Source organism: Citrobacter sp. MNAZ 1397 (assembly GCF_023613995.1).
Lineage (GTDB): Bacteria > Pseudomonadota > Gammaproteobacteria > Enterobacterales > Enterobacteriaceae > Phytobacter > Phytobacter ursingii.
In genome coordinates, this window is sequence record NZ_JAKIVH010000001.1 from 2,926,736 (window position 1) to 2,949,539 (window position 22,804).

20 protein-coding genes are annotated in these 22,804 nt (G+C 52.8%); 14 read left to right on the forward strand and 6 right to left on the reverse strand.

The features are described from left to right. Positions 1-66 precede the first annotated feature (66 nt). Together tig and bolA are read right to left on the reverse strand one after the other, a co-directional pair. Positions 67-1,365, reverse strand: coding sequence for a trigger factor (tig, locus tag L2097_RS13760; protein WP_047371579.1), 1,299 nt, complete (start codon positions 1,363-1,365; stop codon positions 67-69). Between the two features lie 346 nt (positions 1,366-1,711). Next, on the reverse strand, positions 1,712-2,029 hold the full coding sequence (gene bolA / locus L2097_RS13765) for a transcriptional regulator BolA (RefSeq protein ID WP_047371580.1): 318 nt from the start codon (positions 2,027-2,029) through the stop codon (positions 1,712-1,714). A 303-nt stretch (positions 2,030-2,332) separates the two neighbouring features. On the opposite strand from bolA, the gene L2097_RS13770 reads away from it, so the two are divergent. Then, complete coding sequence (locus L2097_RS13770; RefSeq protein ID WP_041852504.1) at positions 2,333-2,911, forward strand: lipoprotein; 579 nt, start codon at positions 2,333-2,335, stop codon at positions 2,909-2,911. A gap of 41 nt (positions 2,912-2,952) precedes the next feature. Next, positions 2,953-4,428 (forward strand): muropeptide MFS transporter AmpG, encoded by a 1,476-nt coding sequence (ampG, locus tag L2097_RS13775; RefSeq protein ID WP_250353034.1) that lies wholly within the window; start codon positions 2,953-2,955, stop codon positions 4,426-4,428. Between the two features lie 32 nt (positions 4,429-4,460). On the opposite strand, the gene L2097_RS13780 is transcribed toward ampG, so the two are convergent. Next, entirely contained in the window at positions 4,461-5,792 is a 1,332-nt protein-coding gene (locus tag L2097_RS13780) for a J domain-containing protein (RefSeq protein ID WP_250353035.1), read from the reverse strand. A gap of 3 nt (positions 5,793-5,795) precedes the next feature. Beyond that, positions 5,796-7,502 (reverse strand): Hsp70 family protein, encoded by a 1,707-nt coding sequence (locus tag L2097_RS13785; protein ID WP_250353036.1) that lies wholly within the window; start codon positions 7,500-7,502, stop codon positions 5,796-5,798. Between the two features lie 535 nt (positions 7,503-8,037). On the opposite strand from L2097_RS13785, the gene cyoA reads away from it, so the two are divergent. The 6 genes from cyoA to L2097_RS13815 all read left to right on the forward strand — a co-directional run bounded on the left by cyoA (position 8,038) and on the right by L2097_RS13815 (position 14,535). Beyond that, the gene (gene cyoA / locus L2097_RS13790; protein WP_047371584.1) at positions 8,038-8,985 is read left to right on the forward strand and encodes a cytochrome o ubiquinol oxidase subunit II; all 948 of its coding nucleotides are present in this window, start codon (positions 8,038-8,040) and stop codon (positions 8,983-8,985) included. A gap of 20 nt (positions 8,986-9,005) precedes the next feature. Next, positions 9,006-10,997, forward strand: coding sequence for a cytochrome o ubiquinol oxidase subunit I (cyoB, locus tag L2097_RS13795; protein ID WP_047371585.1), 1,992 nt, complete (start codon positions 9,006-9,008; stop codon positions 10,995-10,997). Further along, entirely contained in the window at positions 10,987-11,601 is a 615-nt protein-coding gene (locus L2097_RS13800) for a cytochrome o ubiquinol oxidase subunit III (protein ID WP_047371586.1), read from the forward strand. Before cyoB ends, L2097_RS13800 begins: the two co-directional genes overlap by 11 nt. Then, positions 11,601-11,927 carry a cytochrome o ubiquinol oxidase subunit IV gene (locus tag L2097_RS13805; RefSeq protein WP_047371587.1) on the forward strand — a complete coding sequence of 109 codons (327 nt, stop codon included), beginning with the start codon at positions 11,601-11,603 and terminating at the stop codon, positions 11,925-11,927. The genes L2097_RS13800 and L2097_RS13805 overlap by 1 nt, the downstream gene beginning before the upstream one ends. Before the next feature lie 11 nt (positions 11,928-11,938). Then, complete coding sequence (gene cyoE / locus L2097_RS13810) at positions 11,939-12,826, forward strand: heme o synthase (protein ID WP_071195839.1); 888 nt, start codon at positions 11,939-11,941, stop codon at positions 12,824-12,826. 344 nt (positions 12,827-13,170) lie between these two features. Next, entirely contained in the window at positions 13,171-14,535 is a 1,365-nt protein-coding gene (locus L2097_RS13815; RefSeq protein WP_250353037.1) for an MFS transporter, read from the forward strand. A gap of 27 nt (positions 14,536-14,562) precedes the next feature. Here L2097_RS13815 and L2097_RS13820 read toward each other — a convergent pair whose 3' ends face one another. Further along, the gene (locus tag L2097_RS13820) at positions 14,563-15,054 is read right to left on the reverse strand and encodes a YajQ family cyclic di-GMP-binding protein (RefSeq protein WP_041852513.1); all 492 of its coding nucleotides are present in this window, start codon (positions 15,052-15,054) and stop codon (positions 14,563-14,565) included. Between the two features lie 140 nt (positions 15,055-15,194). Between L2097_RS13820 and panE the strand changes: the two genes are divergently transcribed. Continuing rightward, positions 15,195-16,106 (forward strand): 2-dehydropantoate 2-reductase, encoded by a 912-nt coding sequence (panE, locus tag L2097_RS13825; protein WP_047371590.1) that lies wholly within the window; start codon positions 15,195-15,197, stop codon positions 16,104-16,106. Next, entirely contained in the window at positions 16,069-16,662 is a 594-nt protein-coding gene (gene yajL / locus L2097_RS13830) for a protein deglycase YajL (protein ID WP_250353038.1), read from the forward strand. Before panE ends, yajL begins: the two co-directional genes overlap by 38 nt. Before the next feature lie 76 nt (positions 16,663-16,738). On the opposite strand, the gene thiI is transcribed toward yajL, so the two are convergent. Next, entirely contained in the window at positions 16,739-18,187 is a 1,449-nt protein-coding gene (thiI, locus tag L2097_RS13835) for a tRNA uracil 4-sulfurtransferase ThiI (RefSeq protein ID WP_250353039.1), read from the reverse strand. Between the two features lie 329 nt (positions 18,188-18,516). Between thiI and xseB the strand changes: the two genes are divergently transcribed. From xseB to L2097_RS13855, 4 genes are all read left to right on the forward strand, one after another. Next, positions 18,517-18,759: an exodeoxyribonuclease VII small subunit gene (xseB, locus tag L2097_RS13840; protein ID WP_047371593.1), complete on the forward strand. Its 243-nt coding sequence runs from the start codon at positions 18,517-18,519 to the stop codon at positions 18,757-18,759. Next, positions 18,760-19,659, forward strand: a complete 900-nt coding sequence (gene ispA, locus L2097_RS13845) for a (2E,6E)-farnesyl diphosphate synthase (RefSeq protein WP_047371594.1) — start codon at positions 18,760-18,762, stop codon at positions 19,657-19,659. It abuts the gene before it with no gap. Positions 19,660-19,739: 80 nt separating this feature from the next. Next, a complete protein-coding gene (gene dxs / locus L2097_RS13850) occupies positions 19,740-21,602 on the forward strand; it encodes a 1-deoxy-D-xylulose-5-phosphate synthase (protein WP_085006856.1) in 1,863 nt (620 codons plus the stop codon). Positions 21,603-21,788: 186 nt separating this feature from the next. After that, positions 21,789-22,763 carry an aldo/keto reductase gene (locus L2097_RS13855; RefSeq protein WP_047371595.1) on the forward strand — a complete coding sequence of 325 codons (975 nt, stop codon included), beginning with the start codon at positions 21,789-21,791 and terminating at the stop codon, positions 22,761-22,763. The last annotated feature ends 41 nt before the right edge of the window (positions 22,764-22,804 follow it).

Below are 22,804 nucleotides of genomic sequence, written 5' to 3' on the forward strand. Positions count from 1 at the left end.
GATAAAAAAAGCCCGTCACCAGGAGGTGACGGGCTTATTGTTTACTCTTTATACCGGATGAGTAAATTAAGCCTGCTGGTTCATCAGTTCCTGGAAGCTGGTTGCTTTCTCAGTCACTTTTGCTTTTGCCAGTACAGCTTCGACAGCCTGTTCTTCCAGAGCGACATTGCGCATGTTATCGGTCAGCTCTTTGTTTTTGCTGTAGAACTCGATAACTTCGGTCGGATCTTCGTAAGCAGAAGCCATCTCTTCGATCAGACCTTTAACACGCTCTTCGTCTGCTTTCAGCTCATGGGTACGAATCACTTCGCCCAGCAGCAGGCCTACGATTACGCGGCGTTTAGCCTGCTCTTCGAACAGCTCACGCGGCAGTTCCAGCGCTTGTTTCTCGTTACCACCGAAACGCTGAGCAGCCTGACGACGCAGAACGTCGATTTCGCTGTCAATCAGGGCAGACGGGATTTCGATCTCGTTCGCTTTCACCAGACCTTCGATTGCCTGAGACTTGATGCGGTTACGCACAGCGCCTTTCAGCTCACGGTCCATATTTTTACGCACTTCTGCACGCAGACCCGCTACAGAACCATCTTCAACGCCGAAACGTTTGATAAACTCTTCGGTCAGTTCCGGCAGCTCACGTTCTTCAACTTTTTTCAGGTTGATAACGAATTTCGCTGCTTTACCTTTCAGGTTTTCAGCGTGGTAGTCTTCCGGGAAGGTCACATCGATAGTGAATTCGTCACCCGCTTTGTGGCCTTTGATGCCGTCTTCAAAGCCTGGGATCATACGACCCTGGCCCATTGCCAGCACGAAATCAGTGGCTTTGCCGCCTTCGAACTCTTCACCGTCTACAGAGCCAGTGAAATCAACAGTCACGCGGTCTTCAGCGTCAACAGCACCGTCTTTATCTTTCCAGGTTGCTTGTTGTTTACGCAGGGTGTCCAGCATAGTGTCGACGTCAGCGTCGGTCACTTCTACAACCGGTTTTTCAACTTCGATAGTTTCCAGGCCTTTCAGCTCAACTTCCGGATAAACTTCGAATTCTACGGAGTAGGTAAAGTCTTCGCCCAGTTTGTATTCGCCCGGAACGTAGTTCGGTGCGCCAGCCGGGTTGATTTTTTCCTGAATGATCGCGTCAATAAAGTTGCGGCTCATCAGTTCGCCCAGTACGTCCTGACGTACGGAAGCGCCATAACGCTGAGCAACGACATTCATCGGTACTTTGCCTTTACGGAAGCCGTCAATACGTACTTTCTTCGCTACGTTGACCAGCTCGCTCTTCACAGCGGTCTCGATGCTGTCAGCAGCGATAGTAATCGTTACACGGCGCCCAAGGCCCTGAGTGGTTTCAACTGAAACTTGCATCTTGTTACCTCAAAAAATCACAGTGCTCGGTCAACTCTATATCTGGAAGCTGTCATAGGGCTTCGCAGAACCGGGATGCTCTCTCAAATCAGATATACATTCCCTGTCACCAGAATCATCCCGAAGACGTTCATATATAAAGACGCGGCATTATAGCGGCATCACTTTAGTGAGTCGAGAACGGGAATGCCGCATTGTTGCGCCATTTTTCACAATTCCGAGGTAATTTTGACCTAAAAATTGCGCTTCTCGCTCAAAACTCAGACAAAACAAAACGGCCCGCAGGCCGTTTTTACTTAAACTGTACGCAACATACTGGAAAAGCTCAGGCAGTTGCAAATGCGTTTTACGCGATGCTGCCTGCTCCCCTGCATGGCGGCGAGGCGAAAACGGTATCCTGCAGACCTTCCCACTCCTTAATCGTGTAAGTGTGCAGAGCCAGTGCATGGACAGTGGACGCGAGTTCCGCCGCCAGGGTGCCGTAAATCATACGGTGGCGGTTAAGGAAACGCTCCCCGGAAAAGCGGTCACTGACCAACACAACTTTGAAATGGCTTTCGGAACCGGCCGGTACATTGTGACGATAGCTTTCATCAACAACTTCGAGGAACACGGGTTCAAACGCTGCCCTTAATTTATCTTCTATTTGCTCACGTATCATCATGAAAGGACTCCTCCGACAACGCTGAGATGCGACCCATCCCTTTAAATGTTAGCCGCTTTTATCTTGTTCATAACAAGAAAACAACAAAAATTTAGCTTTCGTCCTATTTTCTCATTCAAAGGTATGAACTGTACTAAAAAGGTCAAAAATTACGTCATACCCGGCAAGGCAACTATCCCGTACGGTTAAAAAAAGCACAAGGCGATGAATTTACATGCGTTGAGGACTTCCCCTTGCTGACGGCGATGTTATGATGGCAAGAATTTTCCCTATCTAAGCTTAAGATCCACTGAGAGCCTGAACATGTTAAAAAAACTTCTCTTCCCATTGGTCGCTTTATTTATGCTGGCCGGGTGTGCCACCCCGCCAACCACGCTTGAAGTGTCACCGAAGATTACGCTGCCACAGCAGGATCCTAGCCTGATGGGCGTTACAGTGAGCATTACTGGTGCCGACCAGCGTCCTGACCAGGCACTGGCAAAAGTCACCCGCGATAACCAACTGGTTACCTTAACGGCGTCCCGCGACCTGCGCTTCTTACTACAAGAAGTGCTCGAAAAACAAATGACTGCACGCGGTTATATGATCGGCCCAAGCGGTGCGGCTAACCTGCAAATCATTGTTAACCAGCTGTATGCCGATGTTTCTCAGGGCAACCTGCGTTACAGCATTGCGACGAAAGCAGATATTGCGATCATCGCAACCGCCGCTAACGGCAATAAAATGACGAAAAATTATCGTGCCAGCTATAACGTTGAAGGCGCACTCCAGGCGACTAACGACAAGATAACGAATGCCGTTAACAGCGTGTTGACCGACACTATCGCGGATATGTCTCAGGACACCACCATTCATCAGTTCATCAAGCAGAACACGCGTTAAGTTCCGCACGCTGGCCCGGTTCGCCGGGCCAGTACTGAATCATGTCCAGTCATTACCTTCGCATCTTTCAGCAACCCAAATCAGCCATTCTGCTGATGCTTGGTTTTGCCTCAGGTTTACCGCTGGCGCTGACATCCGGTACGCTCCAGGCGTGGATGACAGTGGCGAATGTCGATCTGAAAACCATCGGTTTCTTCTCGCTTGTCGGCCAGGCCTACGTATTTAAATTTCTCTGGTCGCCGATGATGGACCGCTACACCCCATCATTCCTTGGCCGACGCCGGGGCTGGCTCCTCCTTACGCAACTGGGTTTACTTGCTTCGATCGCGGCGATGGGCTTTCTTGAGCCAGGCAGTCATCTGCGCTGGATGGCGGGACTGGCGGTCGTTATCGCTTTTTGTTCTGCGTCGCAGGACATTGTTTTCGATGCGTGGAAAACGGATGTGCTACCCGCAGAGGAGCGGGGAGCCGGGGCAGCAATTAGCGTCCTGGGTTATCGCTTAGGCATGTTAGTCTCTGGCGGCCTGGCGCTGTGGCTGGCTGACCGCTGGCTGGGCTGGCAAGGCATGTACTGGCTGATGGCCGGGCTGCTGATTCCCTGTATTATTGCAACGTTACTGGCTCCTGAACCGAACGATGCGATCCCGGCACCGCGCACGCTGGAACAAGCCGTTGTCGAACCACTGCGCGATTTCTTTGGTCGCAACAATGCCTGGCTTATCTTGCTGTTGATTGTCCTTTATAAGCTCGGCGATGCGTTCGCGATGAGCCTGACAACCACCTTTCTGATTCGCGGCGTCGGGTTTGACGCCGGTGAAGTGGGCGTGGTTAACAAAACCCTTGGGCTTATTGCCACCATTATTGGCGCACTCTGGGGCGGCGTATTAATGCAACGCTTGTCACTGTTTCGCGCGTTGCTGATTTTCGGTCTGCTGCAGGGCATTTCAAATACCGGGTACTGGCTGCTGGCTGTTACGCCGAAAGATCTCATCAGCATGGCGTCAGCGGTTTTTCTGGAAAACCTCTGCGGCGGTATGGGCACGTCGGCCTTCGTCGCGTTGCTGATGACACTGTGCAACAAGTCCTTTTCTGCCACGCAGTTCGCCCTGCTTTCTGCGCTCTCTGCCGTTGGTCGGGTTTACGTTGGGCCGCTGGCAGGTTGGTTTGTCGAAGCGCATGGCTGGTCAATGTTTTATCTGTTTTCTATCGTGGCTGCCCTGCCAGGTCTTCTGATGCTGCTTCTCTGTAAAGAGACGCTTGAATTCACGCAACGCACCGAACGTTTTATGCCTCGCACTGAGTATGCCAAAGCCTACCGTCTGGCATTACGCCTGCTTGCTACTGGTTGTCTGTTATTGGGTATCTGGCTGTTCATTCTGATAGTGAACGCCAGCGGATGGGCCCATATCGCCATTGGCAGTACGTTTCTGGAATTCGGCGCAATCCTGGCGCTTGTCGGCATTATCTATGGCGGGCTACTGGATTTTCTGTCGCTACGCAAAACGCGTGTTGTCTGAAAGCGCCAGCATTACTGGCGCTCGCACAGGGATTAATTGAAAAAATAGATCCACTTAATCACGTAGCTATATAACGGTGGCAGGACGATAAGTCCGACGACATTGACCATGGGGGGCAACTGCCTGAGGAACAGGATAGGCAGCATGATCAGTTTTACGACACCATTAAAGGGCATGGCGTACCACTGATGTAAATTACTGCGCACCAGCCACCAGACAGGGTAAGCAATCACAGCAGTGAACATGCAGGTCCGTGCAACCCCGTTACTTGCTGGCGGATAGTGATAAAGCAGCACGTAGATGTTGAACAGGGGAACGGCCATAATGCCCCATGAAAGTAGCCAGAAGAAAATATGGCTTATGCGGGCGAGCGGTTTCTCACGTAAGTAGTGCGACAGCAGCACAGGCGCCCCCCACAAATAAAGGATCACGATCCCCACCATGGTTACCGCCTGCCAGACTAAATGCGCATCAGCCTTGACCTGAATATACAGAGCAAAACCCCAAAACCAGATAGCGATCAGCGCGCCCCAGGAGACGGCCAGCGTGGGAGTAGAAAGACGGAGCAACTCAGGGTTAACCCGTTCCAGTAATTGCGGATAAGCATTTCTGATCTCCGTTACCTGATTCAATAACCCCTGAACGAAATCCGGTATGAGCCGTGCCCACCAGGGTAAATGCTGTACTTCGCCGCTCAAAATGCGCCAGGCCAGACGGCGCTGCCGATCCAGGCTAGCCTGTCGGCGTAAATAGTCCCAGTGATTATCCGCCGCAGTCGCATCAATTTGCGTGTCCAGGGCGTGAATGACCCAGTAAGGCAGGGGTGAATCGCGATATCCCCCCAGATCCCATCCCATAATGTCTGACACATTATTGACCAGGCTACGGGAAATCCCCTGTCGTTGACTCAGGGCCTGCGCCAGCTCAAGGCTGAATACGCGTCGGGCTTCCAGCGCATCCGGCAGGTTGTGATCCAGGTAGTGGCGCAGCGCGTTAAGCGCGTCACTTTCATCCATCAGTAACTGAACGGAAAAGCGCTCCGCATCTTCCTCAAGGGTTTCTCGTTGCCAGTCAGGCTGCAAGGGGGCAGGGGCAACCCGTTGCGGAACCACGTGTGTTTCAGCTTGCGTTAATCCGGCCAGTACGGAATCGAGGTTGACCGCGGCTTGCACGTTGCCGTCATCAAGCCAAATCATCTCGCCTTTGGCATATTCTTTCGCCGCATCGAATGCTTCACGCAGTTGCTGGTAGCCTTGCGGATCCTGATCGGGACGATGTTGCTTAAGCTCCCGTGCGTATGCCCTACGAATGACCGCTTCATCGGTTGTCGGTTCGATTCCCAGGGTTTCCCAAATTGTCGCCATCACTCACATCCCGTCATCAAATTGATTCAGCACCTGACGCAATTCATCCCGTGCAGTGGCAATCATACGCACATCCTGGCGATCGAGTGACTGCTCAAACTGGCTGGCGTAGTGATCGATAATTTGTCGCCGCTCCCCCAGATGCTGTTCGTAACAACGCGAAGCCTCTGCCAGTAAATGACGATTTTCTGGCACATCCCGGGGGTGCATTTTCAGGTCATCGAGTTGCTGAAGACGTTCACGAATCTCTTCTTCGCTGAGCTGACCGGGTACTTTTTCAATAACCAGGGTTGATGCGGTCTCTTCACCCTGAACCTTACACTCAACTTCCAGAATGCCGTCCAGCGTATAGGTAAAGCGGATGTCAGCGCTCACGTCGCCGGCTTTGCGGCGCGGGACGGAGATCTTCATTTTGTCCAGCAACAGATTGTCGCTTACCCGACGGGCTTCCCCCTGGTAAACCTCAATTTCCAGATACTGTTGATTATCAAACAGCGTACTTACGGTCTTCATCACGCTAACAGGCACAAAGGCGTTACGTTCAATGATCGGCAGGAAATAGCCGGTATCGATTTTGTCGCCATTTCGTCTTGAAACCTCGATCCCCAGGGAGTACGGCATGACATCCGTCAGGACAATATCATCCAGCGCGCATGCCTTGGCAATCAGCCCGGCCTGGACACCGGCGCCAAGGGCCACCACTTCATCGGGGTTTAATTCGCTACGCGGGAAACGTCCAAACATCCGGGTCGCCATCTGACGAACAATCGGCATACGGGTCGCGCCTCCTACCAGAATGACATGATCGAGGTGCTCAGGGTCGAAATGTGCGTCCTGCAATGCCTGCACAACCGGCTTTTTTAACCGCGTGAGAAGAGAGGCGGCACACTCGGCAAAGGTCTCTGCCGTTAAGGTCCAGCGATACTCCTCACCGTTACAGTTCAGCGCCGCACTGGTTTCATCCTGCTGGCTCAGCGTGCATTTGAACGTCTCGGCAATCCGGTTTAACTCCGCCGCACACGCTGCATTCGGATCGGCTAACGCTGGGTAACGCGCTTGCATCCATTGACGAATGACCTGAGTAAAATCATCGCCGCCAAGCCAGGCATCGCCGCTGCTGGCGTGAACTTCAATCACCCCTTCAAACATATCGACGATAGAGACATCGAAGGTGCCGCCGCCGAGATCGAAAATCAGGAATTTTTGCTCGCGATTATCTGCAAGCCCATATGCCAGGGATGCCGCGGTGGGTTCATTTAACAAGCGCTCAACGTCAAGTCCGGCCAGCCTTCCTGCCGCTTTGACCGCCTTACGCTGAACATCATTGAAATAAGCAGGTACAGTAATGACTGCGCGAGAAATAGCGCCACCCAGCGCGACTTCCGCATCGGTCTTAAGTTTACGTAGTACTAACGCCGACAGCTCTTCCGCCCGGAACCGGCGTGAACCCAGTTTCCACGTTTTATCTGTTCCCATGTAGCGTTTGAAACTGGCGACCGTCAGGTGCGGATGGCTGACCAGCCGCGCTTTCGCCGCTTCGCCAACCAGCAGATTACCGGCGTCGTCCAGCCCCACCACGGAGGGCGTTAATCTTTCGCCCAGCGCACCCATGAGCAACTGCGGGTTCGCGCCATCAAACCATGCGACAGCACTATTAGATGTTCCCAGATCAATCCCAATAATTGGCGAGTCGTTTCCTGTTATGGTCATTTCTATCCCTTAGTCACTGATCACAAAGCAAAAACGAATCACAATCTAATAATCGGCACGTTATGCGGATTCGTTTAAGATATTCACTTTCAGTTATTATTTCGCTCAATAAACAAGCAAGCATAAAATATTCAACATGAGAATATTTATCGAGAGATGAAGAAAATTTCTTTAATTATTTTGTGCGGTATTAATTAAGCGTTACTCTTGAACGATTCAGCATAGTTATTAATTTAATGTTTCCGGTAATGTTCAATAAATGCTGAAATATTGTTAACCAATTGTTTATCATTTTGATTGGTTATACCAATTTACCCTCACCCTTATTGTAATCCTGGATTTTCGTTATAACCTTAATAACAGGCTGTGCGAACACCCGATTTTACAGGTTGTTGCATTTCGTGTGACATAATCGGCAGAACCCAGTAACACCATACTGACACTACGCCATTCATGTTTACAGTAATGTAACCTTCCCGTAAAATGCCCGCACACTTTAAACGCCACCAGATCCCCGTGGAATTGAGGTCGGTAAATGAGACTCAGGAAATACAATAAAAGTTTGGGATGGTTGTCATTATTTGCAGGCACGGTTTTACTCAGTGGCTGTGATTCTGCACTACTTGACCCCAAAGGACAGATTGGACTGGAGCAACGTTCGCTGATACTGACGGCATTTGGCCTGATGTTGATTGTCGTTATTCCCGCCATCTTGATGGCCGTTGGTTTCGCCTGGAAGTATCGTGCGAGCAATAAAGATGCGAAGTATAGCCCTAACTGGTCACACTCCAACAAAGTTGAAGCTGTGGTCTGGACGGTGCCGATTCTGATCATCCTGTTCCTCGCAGTACTCACCTGGAAAACTACCCACTCGCTCGAACCAAGCAAACCGCTGGCGCATGACGAAGCACCTGTCACGATTGAAGTTGTCGCCATGGACTGGAAATGGTTCTTCATCTACCCGGAACAAGGCATTGCTACCGTGAATGAAATCGCCTTCCCGGCGAACACTCCGGTGGAATTCAAGGTGACGTCCAACTCCGTGATGAACTCGTTCTTTATCCCGCGTCTGGGCAGCCAGATTTACGCGATGGCGGGTATGCAGACCAAACTGCATCTTATCGCCAATGAAGCCGGTACCTATGACGGTATCTCCGCCAGCTATAGCGGGCCAGGCTTCTCCGGTATGAAGTTCAAAGCTATTGCCACGCCGGACCGCGCAGCGTTCGACCAATGGGTCGCTAAAGTGAAACAATCTCAGAACACCATGGCTGACATGGATGCGTACGAGAAAGTTGCCGCACCAAGCGAATACAACAAGGTTGAATACTTCTCCAGCGTGAAACCCGATTTGTTTAAAGACGTTATCAACAAATTTATGGGCCACGGCAAGAGCATGGACATGACCCAGCCAGAAGGTGAGCACGCCTCGCATGAAGGTATGGAAGGCATGGACATGAGCCACGCGGAAGCCTCTCACTAAAGGGGTCGAGGAAGAATACGATGTTCGGAAAACTTACACTGGATGCAGTGCCGTACCATGAACCCATTATTATGGTCACGGTTGCTGCGATTATCGTCGGGGGACTGGCGGTAGTCGGTCTGCTCACTTACTTTAAGAAGTGGGCATGGCTATGGAATGAATGGTTTACCTCTGTAGACCACAAACGTCTTGGCATTATGTATGTTGCGGTTGCAGTCGTTATGCTGCTGCGTGGCTTTGCTGATGCCGTGATGATGCGTAGCCAGCAGGCGCTGGCTTCAGCCGGGGAAGCAGGCTTCCTGCCGCCTCACCACTACGATCAGATTTTCACCGCTCACGGTGTGATCATGATCTTCTTCGTGGCGATGCCATTCGTTATCGGTCTGATGAACCTGGTGGTTCCTCTGCAGATCGGTGCGCGTGACGTGGCGTTCCCGTTCCTGAACAACCTGAGCTTCTGGTTCACGGTTGTCGGTGTGATTCTGGTTAACATCTCTCTGGGCGTCGGTGAGTTCGCGCAGACGGGGTGGCTGGCTTATCCGCCGCTGTCGGGAATTGAATACAGCCCTGGAGTCGGGGTCGATTACTGGATCTGGGCGCTCCAGCTCTCCGGTATCGGTACGACGCTGACCGGTATCAACTTCTTCGTGACGATTCTGAAGATGCGTGCACCGGGCATGGGCATGTTCAAGATGCCGGTATTTACCTGGGCATCTCTGTGCGCCAACGTACTGATTATTGTCTCATTCCCCATTCTGACCGTAACCATCGCGCTGTTGACCCTCGACCGTTATATCGGTACCCATTTCTTTACCAACGATATGGGCGGCAACATGATGATGTACATCAACCTGATTTGGGCCTGGGGCCATCCGGAAGTGTACATCCTGGTTCTGCCAGTGTTCGGAGTGTTCTCCGAAATTGCAGCAACCTTCTCGCGTAAACGTCTGTTTGGTTACACGTCGCTGGTATGGGCGACCATCTGTATTACCATCCTGTCGTTCATCGTCTGGCTGCACCACTTCTTCACCATGGGTGCTGGCGCGAACGTAAACGCCTTCTTCGGTATTACTACGATGATCATCGCCATCCCGACCGGGGTGAAGATCTTCAACTGGCTGTTCACCATGTACCAGGGTCGCATCGTATTCCACTCTGCGATGCTGTGGACCATCGGCTTTATCGTCACTTTCTCCGTGGGCGGTATGACCGGCGTTCTGCTGGCGGTTCCAGGTGCGGATTTCGTCCTGCACAACAGTCTGTTCCTGATTGCCCACTTCCATAACGTTATTATCGGTGGTGTGGTGTTCGGTTGCTTTGCAGGTCTGACTTACTGGTGGCCGAAGGCATTTGGCTTCACGCTGAATGAAACCTGGGGTAAACGCGCATTCTGGTTCTGGATCATCGGCTTCTTCGTTGCATTTATGCCGCTGTATGTGCTGGGCTTTATGGGGATGACCCGTCGCCTGAGCCAGCAGATTGACCCGCAGTTCCACTCCATGCTGGTGATTGCAGCCTGTGGTGCGGCGCTGATTGCTATCGGTATTCTCTGCCTGCTGATCCAGATTTACGTCTCTATTCGCGACCGCGACCAGAACCGTGACCTGACCGGCGACCCGTGGGGTGGCCGTACGCTGGAATGGGCGACCTCTTCTCCGCCGCCGTTCTATAACTTCGCAGTCGTTCCTGAGATTCACGAACGTGATTCCTTCTGGGAAATGAAAGAAAAAGGCGAAGCGTACAAACAACCGGCACATTATGAAGAGATTCATATGCCGAAAAACAGCGGTGCAGGCGTTGTTATTGCCGCCTTCGCAACGGTGTTTGGTTTCGCGATGATCTGGCACATCTGGTGGATGGCGATTGTTGGCTTCGCCGGCATGATCATTACCTGGATTGTGAAAAGCTTCGACGAGGACGTGGATTACTACGTACCGGTTGCAGAAATCGAAAAACTGGAAAACCAGCATTTCGCTGAGGTTTCAAAGGCAGGGCTGAAAAATGGCAACTGATACTTTAACGCACGCGAATGCCCACGCGCACGATCATGGGCACCACGATGCAGGCCCGACTAAGGTATTTGGGTTCTGGATCTACCTGATGAGCGACTGCATTTTGTTCTCATGCCTGTTTGCTACCTATGCCGTTCTGGTGAACGGCACTGCGGGCGGCCCGGCTGGCAAGGACATTTTCGAGCTGCCGTTCGTCCTGGTAGAAACCGCACTGCTGTTATTCAGCTCCATCACCTACGGCATGGCGGCGATCGCCATGTACAAAAACAACAAAAGCCAGGTGATTTCCTGGCTGGCGCTGACTTTCCTCTTCGGTGCCGGGTTCGTAGGTATGGAGATTTATGAATTCCATCACCTGATCGCAGAAGGCATGGGTCCGGACCGCAGTGGTTTCCTCTCCGCGTTCTTCGCGCTGGTAGGTACCCACGGTCTGCACGTCACCTCGGGTCTTATCTGGATGGCTGTACTGATGTTCCAGGTATCCCGTCGCGGCCTGACCAGCACCAACCGTACCCGTATCATGTGCCTGAGTTTGTTCTGGCACTTCCTGGACGTGGTGTGGATCTGTGTGTTCTCTGTAGTTTATCTGATGGGGGCGATGTAATGAGTCATTCAACGGAACACGGCGCTTCCCACGGTAGCGTAAAAACCTACATGACAGGTTTTATCCTGTCGATCATCCTGACGGTCATTCCGTTCTGGATGGTGATGAGCGGCACGGCTTCTCATGCTGCGATTCTGGGCACCGTACTGGTTACCGCGATTGTGCAGATTCTGGTGCATCTGGTTTGCTTCCTGCACATGAACACCAAGTCCGATGAAGGCTGGAATATGACGGCTTTCGTCTTTACCGTGATTATCATCGCAATCCTGGTAGTCGGCTCCATCTGGATCATGTGGAACCTCAACTACAACATGATGGTTCACTAAGAGCGGCGAGTATGTTGAAGCAATACCTGCAAGTAACGAAACCTGGCATTATTTTTGGCAACCTGATCTCGGTGATCGGTGGGTTCCTGCTGGCCTCTAAAGGCCATATTGACTACCCGCTGTTCGTCTACACGCTGGTTGGCGTGTCGCTGGTTGTCGCCTCCGGTTGTGTATTTAACAACTACATTGACCGTGACATCGACAAGAAGATGGAGCGGACGAAAAACCGCGTGCTGGTCCGGGGCCTGATTTCGCCGAAAGTCTCGCTGGTTTACGCTGCCTTGTTGGGTATTGCTGGCTTCATGCTGCTGTGGTTTGGCGCGAATCCTCTGGCCTGCTGGCTGGGGGTGATGGGCTTTGTGGTTTATGTAGGCGTCTACAGCCTGTATATGAAACGCCACTCGGTCTACGGCACGCTCATCGGCTCGCTTTCCGGCGCAGCGCCTCCGGTGATTGGCTACTGTGCCGTCACTGGCGGGTTTGACAGCGGTGCGGCTATTCTGCTGGCGATTTTCAGCCTCTGGCAGATGCCCCATTCGTACGCCATTGCCATTTTCCGCTTTAAAGATTACCAGGCGGCAAACATCCCGGTACTGCCGGTGGTGAAAGGCATTTCTGTCGCGAAGAACCATATCACGCTCTATATCATCGCTTTTGCTGTCGCAACACTGATGCTCTCCCTTGGCGGTTACGCCGGGTATAAATATCTGGTGGTTGCTGCGGCCGTAAGCGTATGGTGGCTGGGTATGGCGCTGCGTGGCTACAAAGTGGAAGACGACAAAGTCTGGGCGCGTAAGCTGTTCGGCTTTTCCATCATCGCGATTACTGCGTTAAGCGTGATGATGTCAGTGGATTTTATGGTTCCTGACTCTCACAATCTGCTCGCTGCTGTCTGGTAACGGGTAGCGCCTGTTAAAAACCGGGGATCCCCCCGGTTTTTTTATGTCTGCGAGTGGGCTACCGCGCTCTGATTTCTCCCCCCTCCCCCTTACCGCCTCTCACCGGCACGGCCTTGATGTGACCATCAGAACGGTTATCTTAAAGCGCTGCAACAGCAGGTGATCACATACGCAGACTCAATTTGCGAAGGCCCTGGAAACTGTCCGTTTCGGTTTTTTAATAAACGCAGGTTGGCGAAGGAAAAAATACCGTTCACAGCCTCGTAATATCAATTAAACAATCACCTATTTACCGCGCCTGACACCACGCCTAAACTATGGCCTGTTTTTAGATTGAGGTGGTGATGAACGATTATAAAATGACGCCAGGCGAGTTGCGCGCAACCTGGGGTTTAGGGACTGTTTTTTCCCTGCGCATGCTTGGCATGTTTATGGTCCTGCCCGTTCTGACCACATATGGCATGGCATTACAGGGTGCCAGTGAGGCGCTGATTGGTCTGGCGATTGGCATTTACGGTCTGGCCCAGGCGGTGTTTCAAATTCCTTTCGGTCTGCTTTCTGATCGCGTTGGCCGCAAGCCGTTGATCGTCGGTGGTCTCGCCATCTTTGTCATCGGCAGTATCATTGCTGCTCTCTCAGACTCCATCTGGGGCATTATTCTTGGGCGAGCATTACAGGGCTCCGGCGCCATTGCGGCTGCGGTGATGGCCCTGCTCTCTGATTTAACCCGTGAACAAAATCGAACCAAAGCCATGGCCTTTATTGGCGTCAGCTTTGGTGTGACGTTTGCCATTGCCATGGTGCTTGGCCCGATTATCACCCATAAACTGGGCCTGCACGCGCTGTTCTGGATGATTGCCGGGCTGGCGACCCTGGGTATCGTATTAACATTGTGGGTGGTGCCGGACAGCAAAAATCATGTCCTGAACCGAGAGTCAGGCATGGTAAAAGGCTGCTTTAGCAAGGTGCTGATGGAGCCAAAACTGCTGAAACTCAATTTCGGCATCATGTGTCTGCATATTCTGCTGATGTCCACCTTTGTCGCCCTGCCGGGCATGCTCGAAGCCGCCGGATTTGCCGCCCGCGATCACTGGAAAATCTACCTCGTCACCATGCTGGTGTCGTTTGTTTCCGTTGTGCCTTTTATCATTTATGCGGAAGTGAAGCGCCGCATGAAACGCGTGTTTGTATTTTGCGTCGTGCTACTGCTTATTGCGGAGATCGTGCTTTGGGGCGCGGGTCCCCATTTCTGGGAACTGGTGCTGGGAGTACAGATTTTCTTCCTCGCCTTTAACCTGATGGAAGCCCTGCTACCGTCGCTTATCAGTAAAGAAGCCCCTGCCGGATACAAAGGCACAGCAATGGGGATTTACTCCACCAGCCAGTTTCTTGGCGTGGCGATTGGCGGCGCGCTGGGGGGCTGGGTCGATGGCCTGTTTGACTCACAGACGGTCTTTCTGGCGGGCGCGTTGTTGGCCATGATCTGGCTGCTGGTAGCCGGAAGCATGCAGGAACCCGCCTATGTGAGCAGCCTGCGCATTGCGATACCGGAGGGCGTCACGCCAGATGCCTCATTGCAGGCGCGGCTGCTGGCAACAGAAGGGGTGAGCGAAGTACTGGTGGTTGCTGAGGAACGTAGCGCCTACGTCAAAATCGACAGCAAAGTCACCAATCGCTTCGAGGTCGAGCAAGCCATTAGCAGGGCATAAAAAAAGCGGGGGAACCCCGCTTTTTTATTAATCGCGGAAGTTTTTGAACTGGAAAGGCTGCCCCAGGTTTCCGCCGCGCACCAGTGCCATTGTCGACTGCAGATCGTCACGGGATTTTCCGGTAACGCGAATCTCTTCGCCCTGAATTTGCGTCTGCACTTTCAGTTTGCTGTCTTTAATCAGCTTAACGATTTTTTTGGCAACGGCGCTCTCAATGCCCTGTTTGAGTTTGGTTTCAACGAACCAGGTTTTGCCACTGTGGACAAACTCCTCCGGAACATCAATTGATGTACCTTCAATGCCGCGTTTTAACAGCTTCGCGCGCAGGATATCCAGCAATTGATTGACCTGAAAATCGGACTCACTGAGAACTTTGATCGTCTTATTCTGTTCATTCAGCTCAAAAGTGGCTTCAACGTTACGAAAATCGAAGCGTGTTTCGACTTCACGGGTCGCATTTTCAACAGCGTTGCGGACTTCCTGAAGATCAACCTCAGAAACAATATCGAAAGATGGCATCTTTTCTTCTCCCTCAGTGTTTATTGCGATGCATAATACCCGCAACGAAGCATAACTCAACTTGTAATAGCCGAATGCAGTGCTGACGGCGCTATACTGTAAGCAGTGACACCTGGCGCAGTTGCAGGTGAGGAGGAACAATGAAAATTACCGTACTCGGATGCGGTGCTTTAGGGCAATTGTGGTTAACTGCTCTGTGCAAGCATGGACACGAAGTACAGGGTTGGTTGCGCGTACCGCAACCCTTTTGCAGTGTGAACCTGGTTGATGAAGATGGCTCCATTTTTAACGAATCCCTGACCGCGAACGATCCAGAATTTCTGGCGAGCAGCGATTTATTGCTCGTCACGCTTAAAGCCTGGCAAGTTTCCGACGCGGTGAGAAGTTTAGCGGCGATTTTGCCTGCCACCACACCCATTTTGCTTATTCATAACGGCATGGGAACGGTAGAAGAGTTGAAATCACTGTCGCAGCCTTTACTGATTGGCACCACGACGCACGCGGCGCGGCGCGACGGTAATGTCATTGTGCATGTAGCCAGCGGCACGACGCATATTGGCCCGGCGAGACAACAGGACGGTGACTTTAGCTATCTGGCGGATAGTTTGCAGGAGGTGCTTCCGGATGTGGCCTGGCACAACAACATCCGCCCGGCCCTCTGGCGTAAACTGGCGGTCAACTGTGTGGTAAATCCGCTAAGCGCGCTGGAAAATTGCCGAAACGGCGATTTACGTAACTTTCCCGATGAAATCAAGAAAATCACCCATGAGGTCGCAGCCGTCATTGAGCGTGAAGGTCACCACATCTCGGCGGATGAGTTACTCAGCTATGTCTATCAGGTGATTGATAACACGGCGGATAATATTTCCTCCATGTTGCAGGATATTCGCGCCATGCGTCATACCGAGTGCGATTACATCACAGGCTACCTGCTGAAACGCGCCCGTGCCCACGGTATCGCGGTGCCGGAAAACGCGCGGCTGTATGACTTAGTGAAACGTAAGGAGAGTGAGTATGAGCGCATCAGCTCTGGTATGTCTCGCCCCTGGTAGTGAAGAGACCGAAGCGGTCACCACTATCGACCTGCTGGTACGTGGCGGTATTAGCGTGACGACGGCCAGTGTCGCCAGCGACGGAAATCTTGCTATCACCTGTTCGCGTGGGGTCAGGCTGCTGGCAGATGCCCCCCTGGTCTCTGTGGCGGACGGTGATTACGACGTTATTGTCTTACCGGGTGGAATCAGAGGGGCCGAATGTTTTCGTGACAGCCCGCTGCTGGTTGAGACCGTACGGCAGTTCCATGCTTCCGGGCGTATCGTCGCGACCATTTGCGCAGCGGCCGCCACCGTGTTGGTGCCACATAACCTTTTCCCGCTTGGCAACATGACCGGCTTTCCGGCACTGAAAGAGAAAATTCCGCCGGAGCAGTGGCAGGACAAACGCGTCGTCTGGGATCCACGCGTGAAATTGCTCACCAGCCAGGGGCCGGGAACCGCAATCGACTTTGCACTGAAAATTATTGATCTGCTGGTCGGCGGGGAAAAAGCCCATGAAGTGGCGTCGCAGTTGGTCATTCCAGCCGGAATTTATAATTATTACGGCGCGTAATGTACCTGCTTAGATTTCCCTGGGGGCGTCAGACAGGCCGGGCAACATGTCGCCCGGCCCATAGACACAGCAACGCTTACGGACGATAGACCTTCACGTTGTTAAAACCCTTCTCGCGCAGATAAAGCGCCTGCAGGCGGCTCATCACCCCACGCTCACACCACAGCAGCCAGTTTTTGCTCTGATCAAGGTCGCCAAATTTGGTACTCAGCTTATAGAACGGCAGCGACACCACGTCGATGCCTTCCACCGCCAGCGGCTTATCGTCCTGCTCGTCAATGGAACGGATATCGAGAATGACATCGTTCGGACCAAATCCGCTGACCGTTTCAACCTCCACAACCGTTTCGCTGGTCTGCGCAGCGATTTCGCGAATATCGATATTCGAGGCCTCTTCCACCACCCGGTCGAGAATGGCGAAATCGAAGTTCTCCTCTTCCGCTTCGATTTTGGCCTTCACGGCTTTCACCGTCGGGCTTTTCGAAATGACACCGCAATATTCCGGCATGGTACGGGCGAAATCTTCGGTACCGATCTCACGCGCCAGATCGATGATGTGCTCTTTATCGTAAGAGATCAGCGGGCGCAGGACCAGGGTATCGGAGACATTATCAATCAGGCGCAGGTTGGTCAGCGTCTGGCTGGAGACCTGACCAAGCGCTTCACCGGTCACCAGAGCCTGCACACCATAGCGCTCGGCAACTTTAGAGGCCGCACGGACCATCATACGTTTGAGTACGACACCCATCTGACCGTCGTCGACTTTTTCGAGGATCTCGCCGACCACGGGCTCAAAATTGATCGCGACGAACCGCACGCGGTGGGAGCTGCCAAAGCGGTTCCACAGGTAATGCGCAACCTGGCGCACGCCAATCTCATGCGCGGCGCCACCCAGGTTAAAGAAACAGTAATGCACGCGACAGCCGCGACGCATCAGCATATAGCTTGATACGCCAGAGTCAAAACCACCGGAAATCAGTGACAGCACATCTTCCTGCGTACCAATCGGGAAACCACCAATACCTTCGTAACGGCCTTTCACCAGCAGCAGGCGATCATCTTCGATCTCCAGATTCACGGTGACATCCGGGTGCGTCAGTTTCACGCGGGCGGTCTCAACGTGCTGATTCAAACCGCCGCCGACGTAGCGTTCCACTTCAATCGAACTGAACTCGTGCTTGCCGCGACGTTTAACCCGCACGCAGAAAGTTTTGCCTTCAATCTTCTCGCGATATTGCACCAGCGCTTTTTCGAAAATATCGTGCAGAGAGGTGAACGGTACATCTTCCACCTCCAGAATATGGTGAATACCCGGGATACGGGTCAGCGCGTCGCGAATCACCAGACGTTGGTTTTCATCTTTGGCGCGCACTTCGATATTATCCCAGTGACGGACCACAGCGAGGGTCTCATCATACTGCTTAAGAACGTTACGAATGTTCCCGGTAAGAATTTTAATAAAGCGCAAACGCACAGATTGGCTTTTGATGGTGATTTCCGGGAACAATTTAATGATAAACTTCATGGCGGCAATGGTTCGTTGGTAAGCCCGACGGGGCGTGTAATGGAAAATAGTACAGCAGCCCTTATACACAAAATCATTCAAAATGCTTCGCGGCGGCAACTGAGTGAACCCAGGAGCTTACCTACGTAAGTCACTGGGATGAACAAAGGCAGCCAACAAAGAAGCAGTTTGAAGGATGAAGTGTATAACGCGGCTGCCATCCAGGCGCGGAAGTATACCACCATCGCGAAGCTCCTGGGCATTTTGCATGACCATTGCGCGTTATTTGCTAAGCCTCACGACTTCGCTACCATATCGTAGTCGGTATCAATAAGAGTCAAACATTCACTATGCCAAAGAAAAACGACGCACCCGCCACATTTGAAACGGCGTTAAGCGAGCTGGAACAGATTGTTACTCGTCTTGAAAGCGGCGATCTTCCGCTGGAAGAGGCCCTTAATGAATTCGAACGTGGCGTACAGCTTGCCCGTCAGGGTCAAGTGAAACTCCAGCAGGCGGAACAGCGCGTACAGATTTTGCTGTCCGACAATGAAGACGCGCCTCTCACGCCGTTCACACCGGATAACGAGTAAATGGACTTTAGCCAACAATTACAGGCCTGTGTCGAACATGCCAATGATGCATTGCGGCGGTTTATTGCCCCCCTTCCCTTTCAGAACACTCCTCTGGTTGAGGCAATGCAGTATGGCGCACTATTAGGCGGTAAACGCCTGCGTCCGTTCCTGGTCTATGCGACCGGCAGTATGTTCGGCGTCAGCCGGGAAACCCTGGATGCCCCAGCCGCGGCGGTTGAGTGTATTCACGCCTATTCGTTGATTCACGATGACCTGCCTGCCATGGACGACGATGATTTACGTCGCGGCCTGCCCACCTGCCACATCAAATTCGGCGAAGCGAATGCGATACTGGCCGGAGATGCGCTGCAAACGCTGGCGTTCACTATACTCAGCGATGCGCCCATGCCAGAAGTGGCAACGCAAGATCGCCTTGCCATGGTTCGTGAACTGGCTATCGCCAGCGGTGCAGCGGGTATGTGCGGGGGTCAGGCTCTGGATCTCGCCGCAGAAGGTCAACAGGTCGATTTAGCCGCGCTGGAGCGTATTCATCGCCATAAGACAGGCGCGTTAATTCGCGCGGCGGTAAGAATGGGTGCGCTGAGCGCGGGCAATACAGGCCATCAATGGCTGCCGGTGCTGGATAAGTACGCCGAAAGCATCGGTCTGGCCTTCCAGGTTCAGGATGACATCCTGGATGTTGTCGGCGATACTGCGACACTTGGTAAACGCCAGGGCGCCGATCAGCAGCTCGGCAAAAGCACCTATCCTGCGTTACTGGGCCTTGAGCAAGCCCGGATGAAAGCCCGCGATCTGATTGCCGATGCTCGCCAGTCTCTGGATCTTCTGGCGGCGCAATCACTGGATACAACGGCACTGGAAGCACTGGCGAATTACATAATCCAGCGTGATAAATAAACAATACGCTTTGAATCGTCCGGGTTGCCGAAAGGCAAAAACATCGCCCAATGGATGACGAGCAACACGATGAGTCTCTGATGAGTTTTGATATAGCCAAATACCCGACCCTGGCACTTGTTGATTCCACCGCGGAATTACGTTCGCTGCCAAAAGAGAGCCTGCCAAAGCTGTGCGACGAACTGCGTCGCTACCTGCTCGACAGCGTGAGCCGCTCCAGCGGACACTTCGCCTCCGGGCTTGGCACGGTTGAACTGACCGTGGCACTGCATTATGTCTATAACACGCCATTTGATCAGTTAATCTGGGATGTTGGCCACCAGGCTTATCCGCACAAAATTCTTACAGGTCGGCGCGATCGTATTGGTACTATCCGGCAGAAAAACGGCCTGCATCCTTTTCCGTGGCGTGGTGAAAGTGAATACGATGTATTAAGCGTCGGTCACTCCTCCACATCCATCAGCGCGGGCATTGGCGTTGCCGTTGCCGCAGCGAAAGAAGGCAAGCAGCGCCGCACCGTCTGCGTGATTGGCGATGGCGCGATTACCGCCGGAATGGCATTTGAAGCCATGAACCATGCAGGCGATATCCGCCCGGATATGCTGGTTGTGCTGAACGACAATGAGATGTCGATTTCTGAAAATGTCGGCGCGCTGAATAACCATCTGGCGCAGTTACTCTCCGGTAAACTCTATTCCACGCTACGCGAAGGCGGCAAAAAGGTGCTTTCCGGCGTGCCGCCGATCAAAGAGCTTATCAAGCGTACCGAAGAACATATCAAAGGCATGGTGGTGCCCGGCACCCTGTTTGAAGAGCTGGGTTTTAACTACATTGGCCCGGTCGATGGTCACGATGTTCTGGGGCTTATCAATACGCTTAAGAATATGCGCGGTCTGAAAGGCCCACAGTTCCTGCATATCATGACCAAGAAAGGCCGGGGTTATGAGCCCGCTGAGAAAGACCCCATCACCTTCCATGCGGTGCCAAAATTCGACCCGACCAGCGGTACCCTGCCAAAAAGCAGCGGCGGTATGCCGAGCTATTCGAAGATTTTCGGCGACTGGCTGTGCGAAATGGCGGCAAAAGACAGCAAGTTGATGGCGATTACCCCCGCGATGCGTGAAGGTTCAGGCATGGTGGAGTTTTCCCGCAAATTCCCGGATCGCTATTTCGATGTTGCGATCGCTGAACAGCATGCGGTGACCTTTGCCGCCGGGCTGGCGATTGGCGGTTATAAGCCAGTGGTCGCCATCTACTCTACCTTCCTGCAGCGCGCCTATGATCAGGTTATCCACGACGTCGCTATTCAGAAACTGCCGGTGTTGTTCGCTATCGATCGTGCAGGGATTGTCGGCGCGGATGGTCAGACCCATCAGGGAGCGTTTGATATTTCTTACCTGCGCTGTATCCCTGACATGGTTATCATGACGCCAAGCGACGAGAACGAATGCCGCCAGATGCTGTTTACCGGATACCACCACAACGCAGGCCCGAGCGCCGTGCGCTACCCGCGTGGCAACGCGGTTGGCGTGACGCTTGAACCGTTGGAAACACTGCCATTAGGTAAAGGCGTAGTGAAGCGTGAAGGTGAGAAAATCGCCATCCTTAATTTCGGTACCTTATTGCCGGAAGCCGCAAAAGCCGCAGAAGAACTTAACGCCACGCTGGTGGATATGCGTTTCGTTAAACCGCTTGATGATGCACTGATTCTTGCGCTGGCAGCACGGCACGACGCGCTGGTTACGCTGGAAGAAAACGCCATCATCGGTGGCGCGGGCAGCGGCGTGAACGAGCTATTAATGTCGCAGCGTAAACCGATTCCTGTGCTGAATATTGGCCTGCCGGACTTTTTCATTCCGCAGGGAACCCAGGACGAAGCACGTGCTGAACTGGGGCTGGATGCGGCGGGGATTCAAAACCGTATCACGCGCTGGCTCGCATAACCCCCGCTGACGCTCCTGCTATGCTTAACGGTAACGTTTTTAACCCTACTCTAAATAGTTCGGGTTACAGGAAGGCGGCAAGTCAGTAAGTCCCCGGGAGCATAGACAACTCTGTGACTGGGGTGCACTGACGCAGGCAACGCACCTGTAACTCGAAATATGACGAGCATAAGCAGGAGTGGAACCATGCAATACAACACATTAGGAAAAACAGATCTAAAAGTTTCCCGCCTTTGCCTTGGCTGCATGACTTTTGGCGAGCCAGACCGTGGTAACCACGCCTGGACCCTGCCAGAAGAGAGCAGCCGTCTTATTATCCAGCACGCCCTGAATGGCGGAATTAACTTCTTCGATACCGCAAACAGCTATTCTGATGGCAGCAGCGAAGAGATCGTGGGCCGTGCGCTACGTGACTTCGCCCGCCGTGAAGACGTGGTGGTGGCCACCAAGGTCTACCATGCGTCCGGCACGCTCACAGAAGGTCTCTCCCGTGCGCAAATTCTGCGCTCCATTGATGACAGCCTACAACGCCTGGGGATGGACTATGTCGATTTACTGCAAATCCATCGCTGGGACTACAACACCCCGATTGAAGAGACGCTGGAAGCGCTCAATGATGTCGTAAAATCCGGCAAAGCCCGTTACATCGGCGCATCTTCCATGCACGCTCACCAGTTCGCGCAGGCGCTGGAATTGCAAAAACAGCACGGCTGGGCGCCGTTTGTGACCATGCAGGATCACTACAACCTCATCTATCGTGAAGAAGAGCGTGAAATGTTGCCGCTCTGCTATAAAGAGGGGGTTGCGGTGATTCCATGGAGTCCGCTGGCGCGTGGTCGCCTGACGCGTCCCTGGGGCGAAACCACCGCACGAATCGTATCGGACGAAGTGGGGAAAAAACTCTACGACGAAAGTGATGAAAACGACGCACAAATTGCTGAACGTCTTGGTTCCATAGCCGAAGAAACCGGCGCTACGCGCGCGCAGGTCGCCCTGGCGTGGCTGCTGAGCAAACCCGGTGTTGCCGCACCGATTATCGGCGCATCGCGCGAAGAGCAACTGGAAGAGCTGTTACAGGCCGTAGATTTAACGCTGAAACCAGAGCAGATCGCCGAAATGGAAACCCCTTACAAACAGCATCCGGTGGTCGGGTTTAAATAATGCGTTAGTGGGTTTTTGAACGGTCTGGAATGTCCCGGATG

What these genes read in the sequence shown, in the direction of transcription:
- L2097_RS13785 (WP_250353036.1), bottom strand. Translation starts at nt 7,502, where the DNA reads ATGACCATAACAGGAAACGACTCGCCAATTATTGGGATTGATCTGGGA.
- L2097_RS13855 (WP_047371595.1), top strand. Translation starts at nt 21,789, where the DNA reads ATGCAATACAACACATTAGGAAAAACAGATCTAAAAGTTTCCCGCCTT.
- tig (WP_047371579.1), bottom strand. Translation starts at nt 1,365, where the DNA reads ATGCAAGTTTCAGTTGAAACCACTCAGGGCCTTGGGCGCCGTGTAACG.
- xseB (WP_047371593.1), top strand. Translation starts at nt 18,517, where the DNA reads ATGCCAAAGAAAAACGACGCACCCGCCACATTTGAAACGGCGTTAAGC.
- L2097_RS13815 (WP_250353037.1), top strand. Translation starts at nt 13,171, where the DNA reads ATGAACGATTATAAAATGACGCCAGGCGAGTTGCGCGCAACCTGGGGT.
- thiI (WP_250353039.1), bottom strand. Translation starts at nt 18,187, where the DNA reads ATGAAGTTTATCATTAAATTGTTCCCGGAAATCACCATCAAAAGCCAA.
- dxs (WP_085006856.1), top strand. Translation starts at nt 19,740, where the DNA reads ATGAGTTTTGATATAGCCAAATACCCGACCCTGGCACTTGTTGATTCC.
- L2097_RS13770 (WP_041852504.1), top strand. Translation starts at nt 2,333, where the DNA reads ATGTTAAAAAAACTTCTCTTCCCATTGGTCGCTTTATTTATGCTGGCC.
- ampG (WP_250353034.1), top strand. Translation starts at nt 2,953, where the DNA reads ATGTCCAGTCATTACCTTCGCATCTTTCAGCAACCCAAATCAGCCATT.
- L2097_RS13780 (WP_250353035.1), bottom strand. Translation starts at nt 5,792, where the DNA reads ATGGCGACAATTTGGGAAACCCTGGGAATCGAACCGACAACCGATGAA.
- ispA (WP_047371594.1), top strand. Translation starts at nt 18,760, where the DNA reads ATGGACTTTAGCCAACAATTACAGGCCTGTGTCGAACATGCCAATGAT.
- yajL (WP_250353038.1), top strand. Translation starts at nt 16,069, where the DNA reads ATGAGCGCATCAGCTCTGGTATGTCTCGCCCCTGGTAGTGAAGAGACC.
- cyoB (WP_047371585.1), top strand. Translation starts at nt 9,006, where the DNA reads ATGTTCGGAAAACTTACACTGGATGCAGTGCCGTACCATGAACCCATT.
- cyoA (WP_047371584.1), top strand. Translation starts at nt 8,038, where the DNA reads ATGAGACTCAGGAAATACAATAAAAGTTTGGGATGGTTGTCATTATTT.
- panE (WP_047371590.1), top strand. Translation starts at nt 15,195, where the DNA reads ATGAAAATTACCGTACTCGGATGCGGTGCTTTAGGGCAATTGTGGTTA.
- bolA (WP_047371580.1), bottom strand. Translation starts at nt 2,029, where the DNA reads ATGATGATACGTGAGCAAATAGAAGATAAATTAAGGGCAGCGTTTGAA.
- L2097_RS13800 (WP_047371586.1), top strand. Translation starts at nt 10,987, where the DNA reads ATGGCAACTGATACTTTAACGCACGCGAATGCCCACGCGCACGATCAT.
- cyoE (WP_071195839.1), top strand. Translation starts at nt 11,939, where the DNA reads ATGTTGAAGCAATACCTGCAAGTAACGAAACCTGGCATTATTTTTGGC.
- L2097_RS13820 (WP_041852513.1), bottom strand. Translation starts at nt 15,054, where the DNA reads ATGCCATCTTTCGATATTGTTTCTGAGGTTGATCTTCAGGAAGTCCGC.
- L2097_RS13805 (WP_047371587.1), top strand. Translation starts at nt 11,601, where the DNA reads ATGAGTCATTCAACGGAACACGGCGCTTCCCACGGTAGCGTAAAAACC.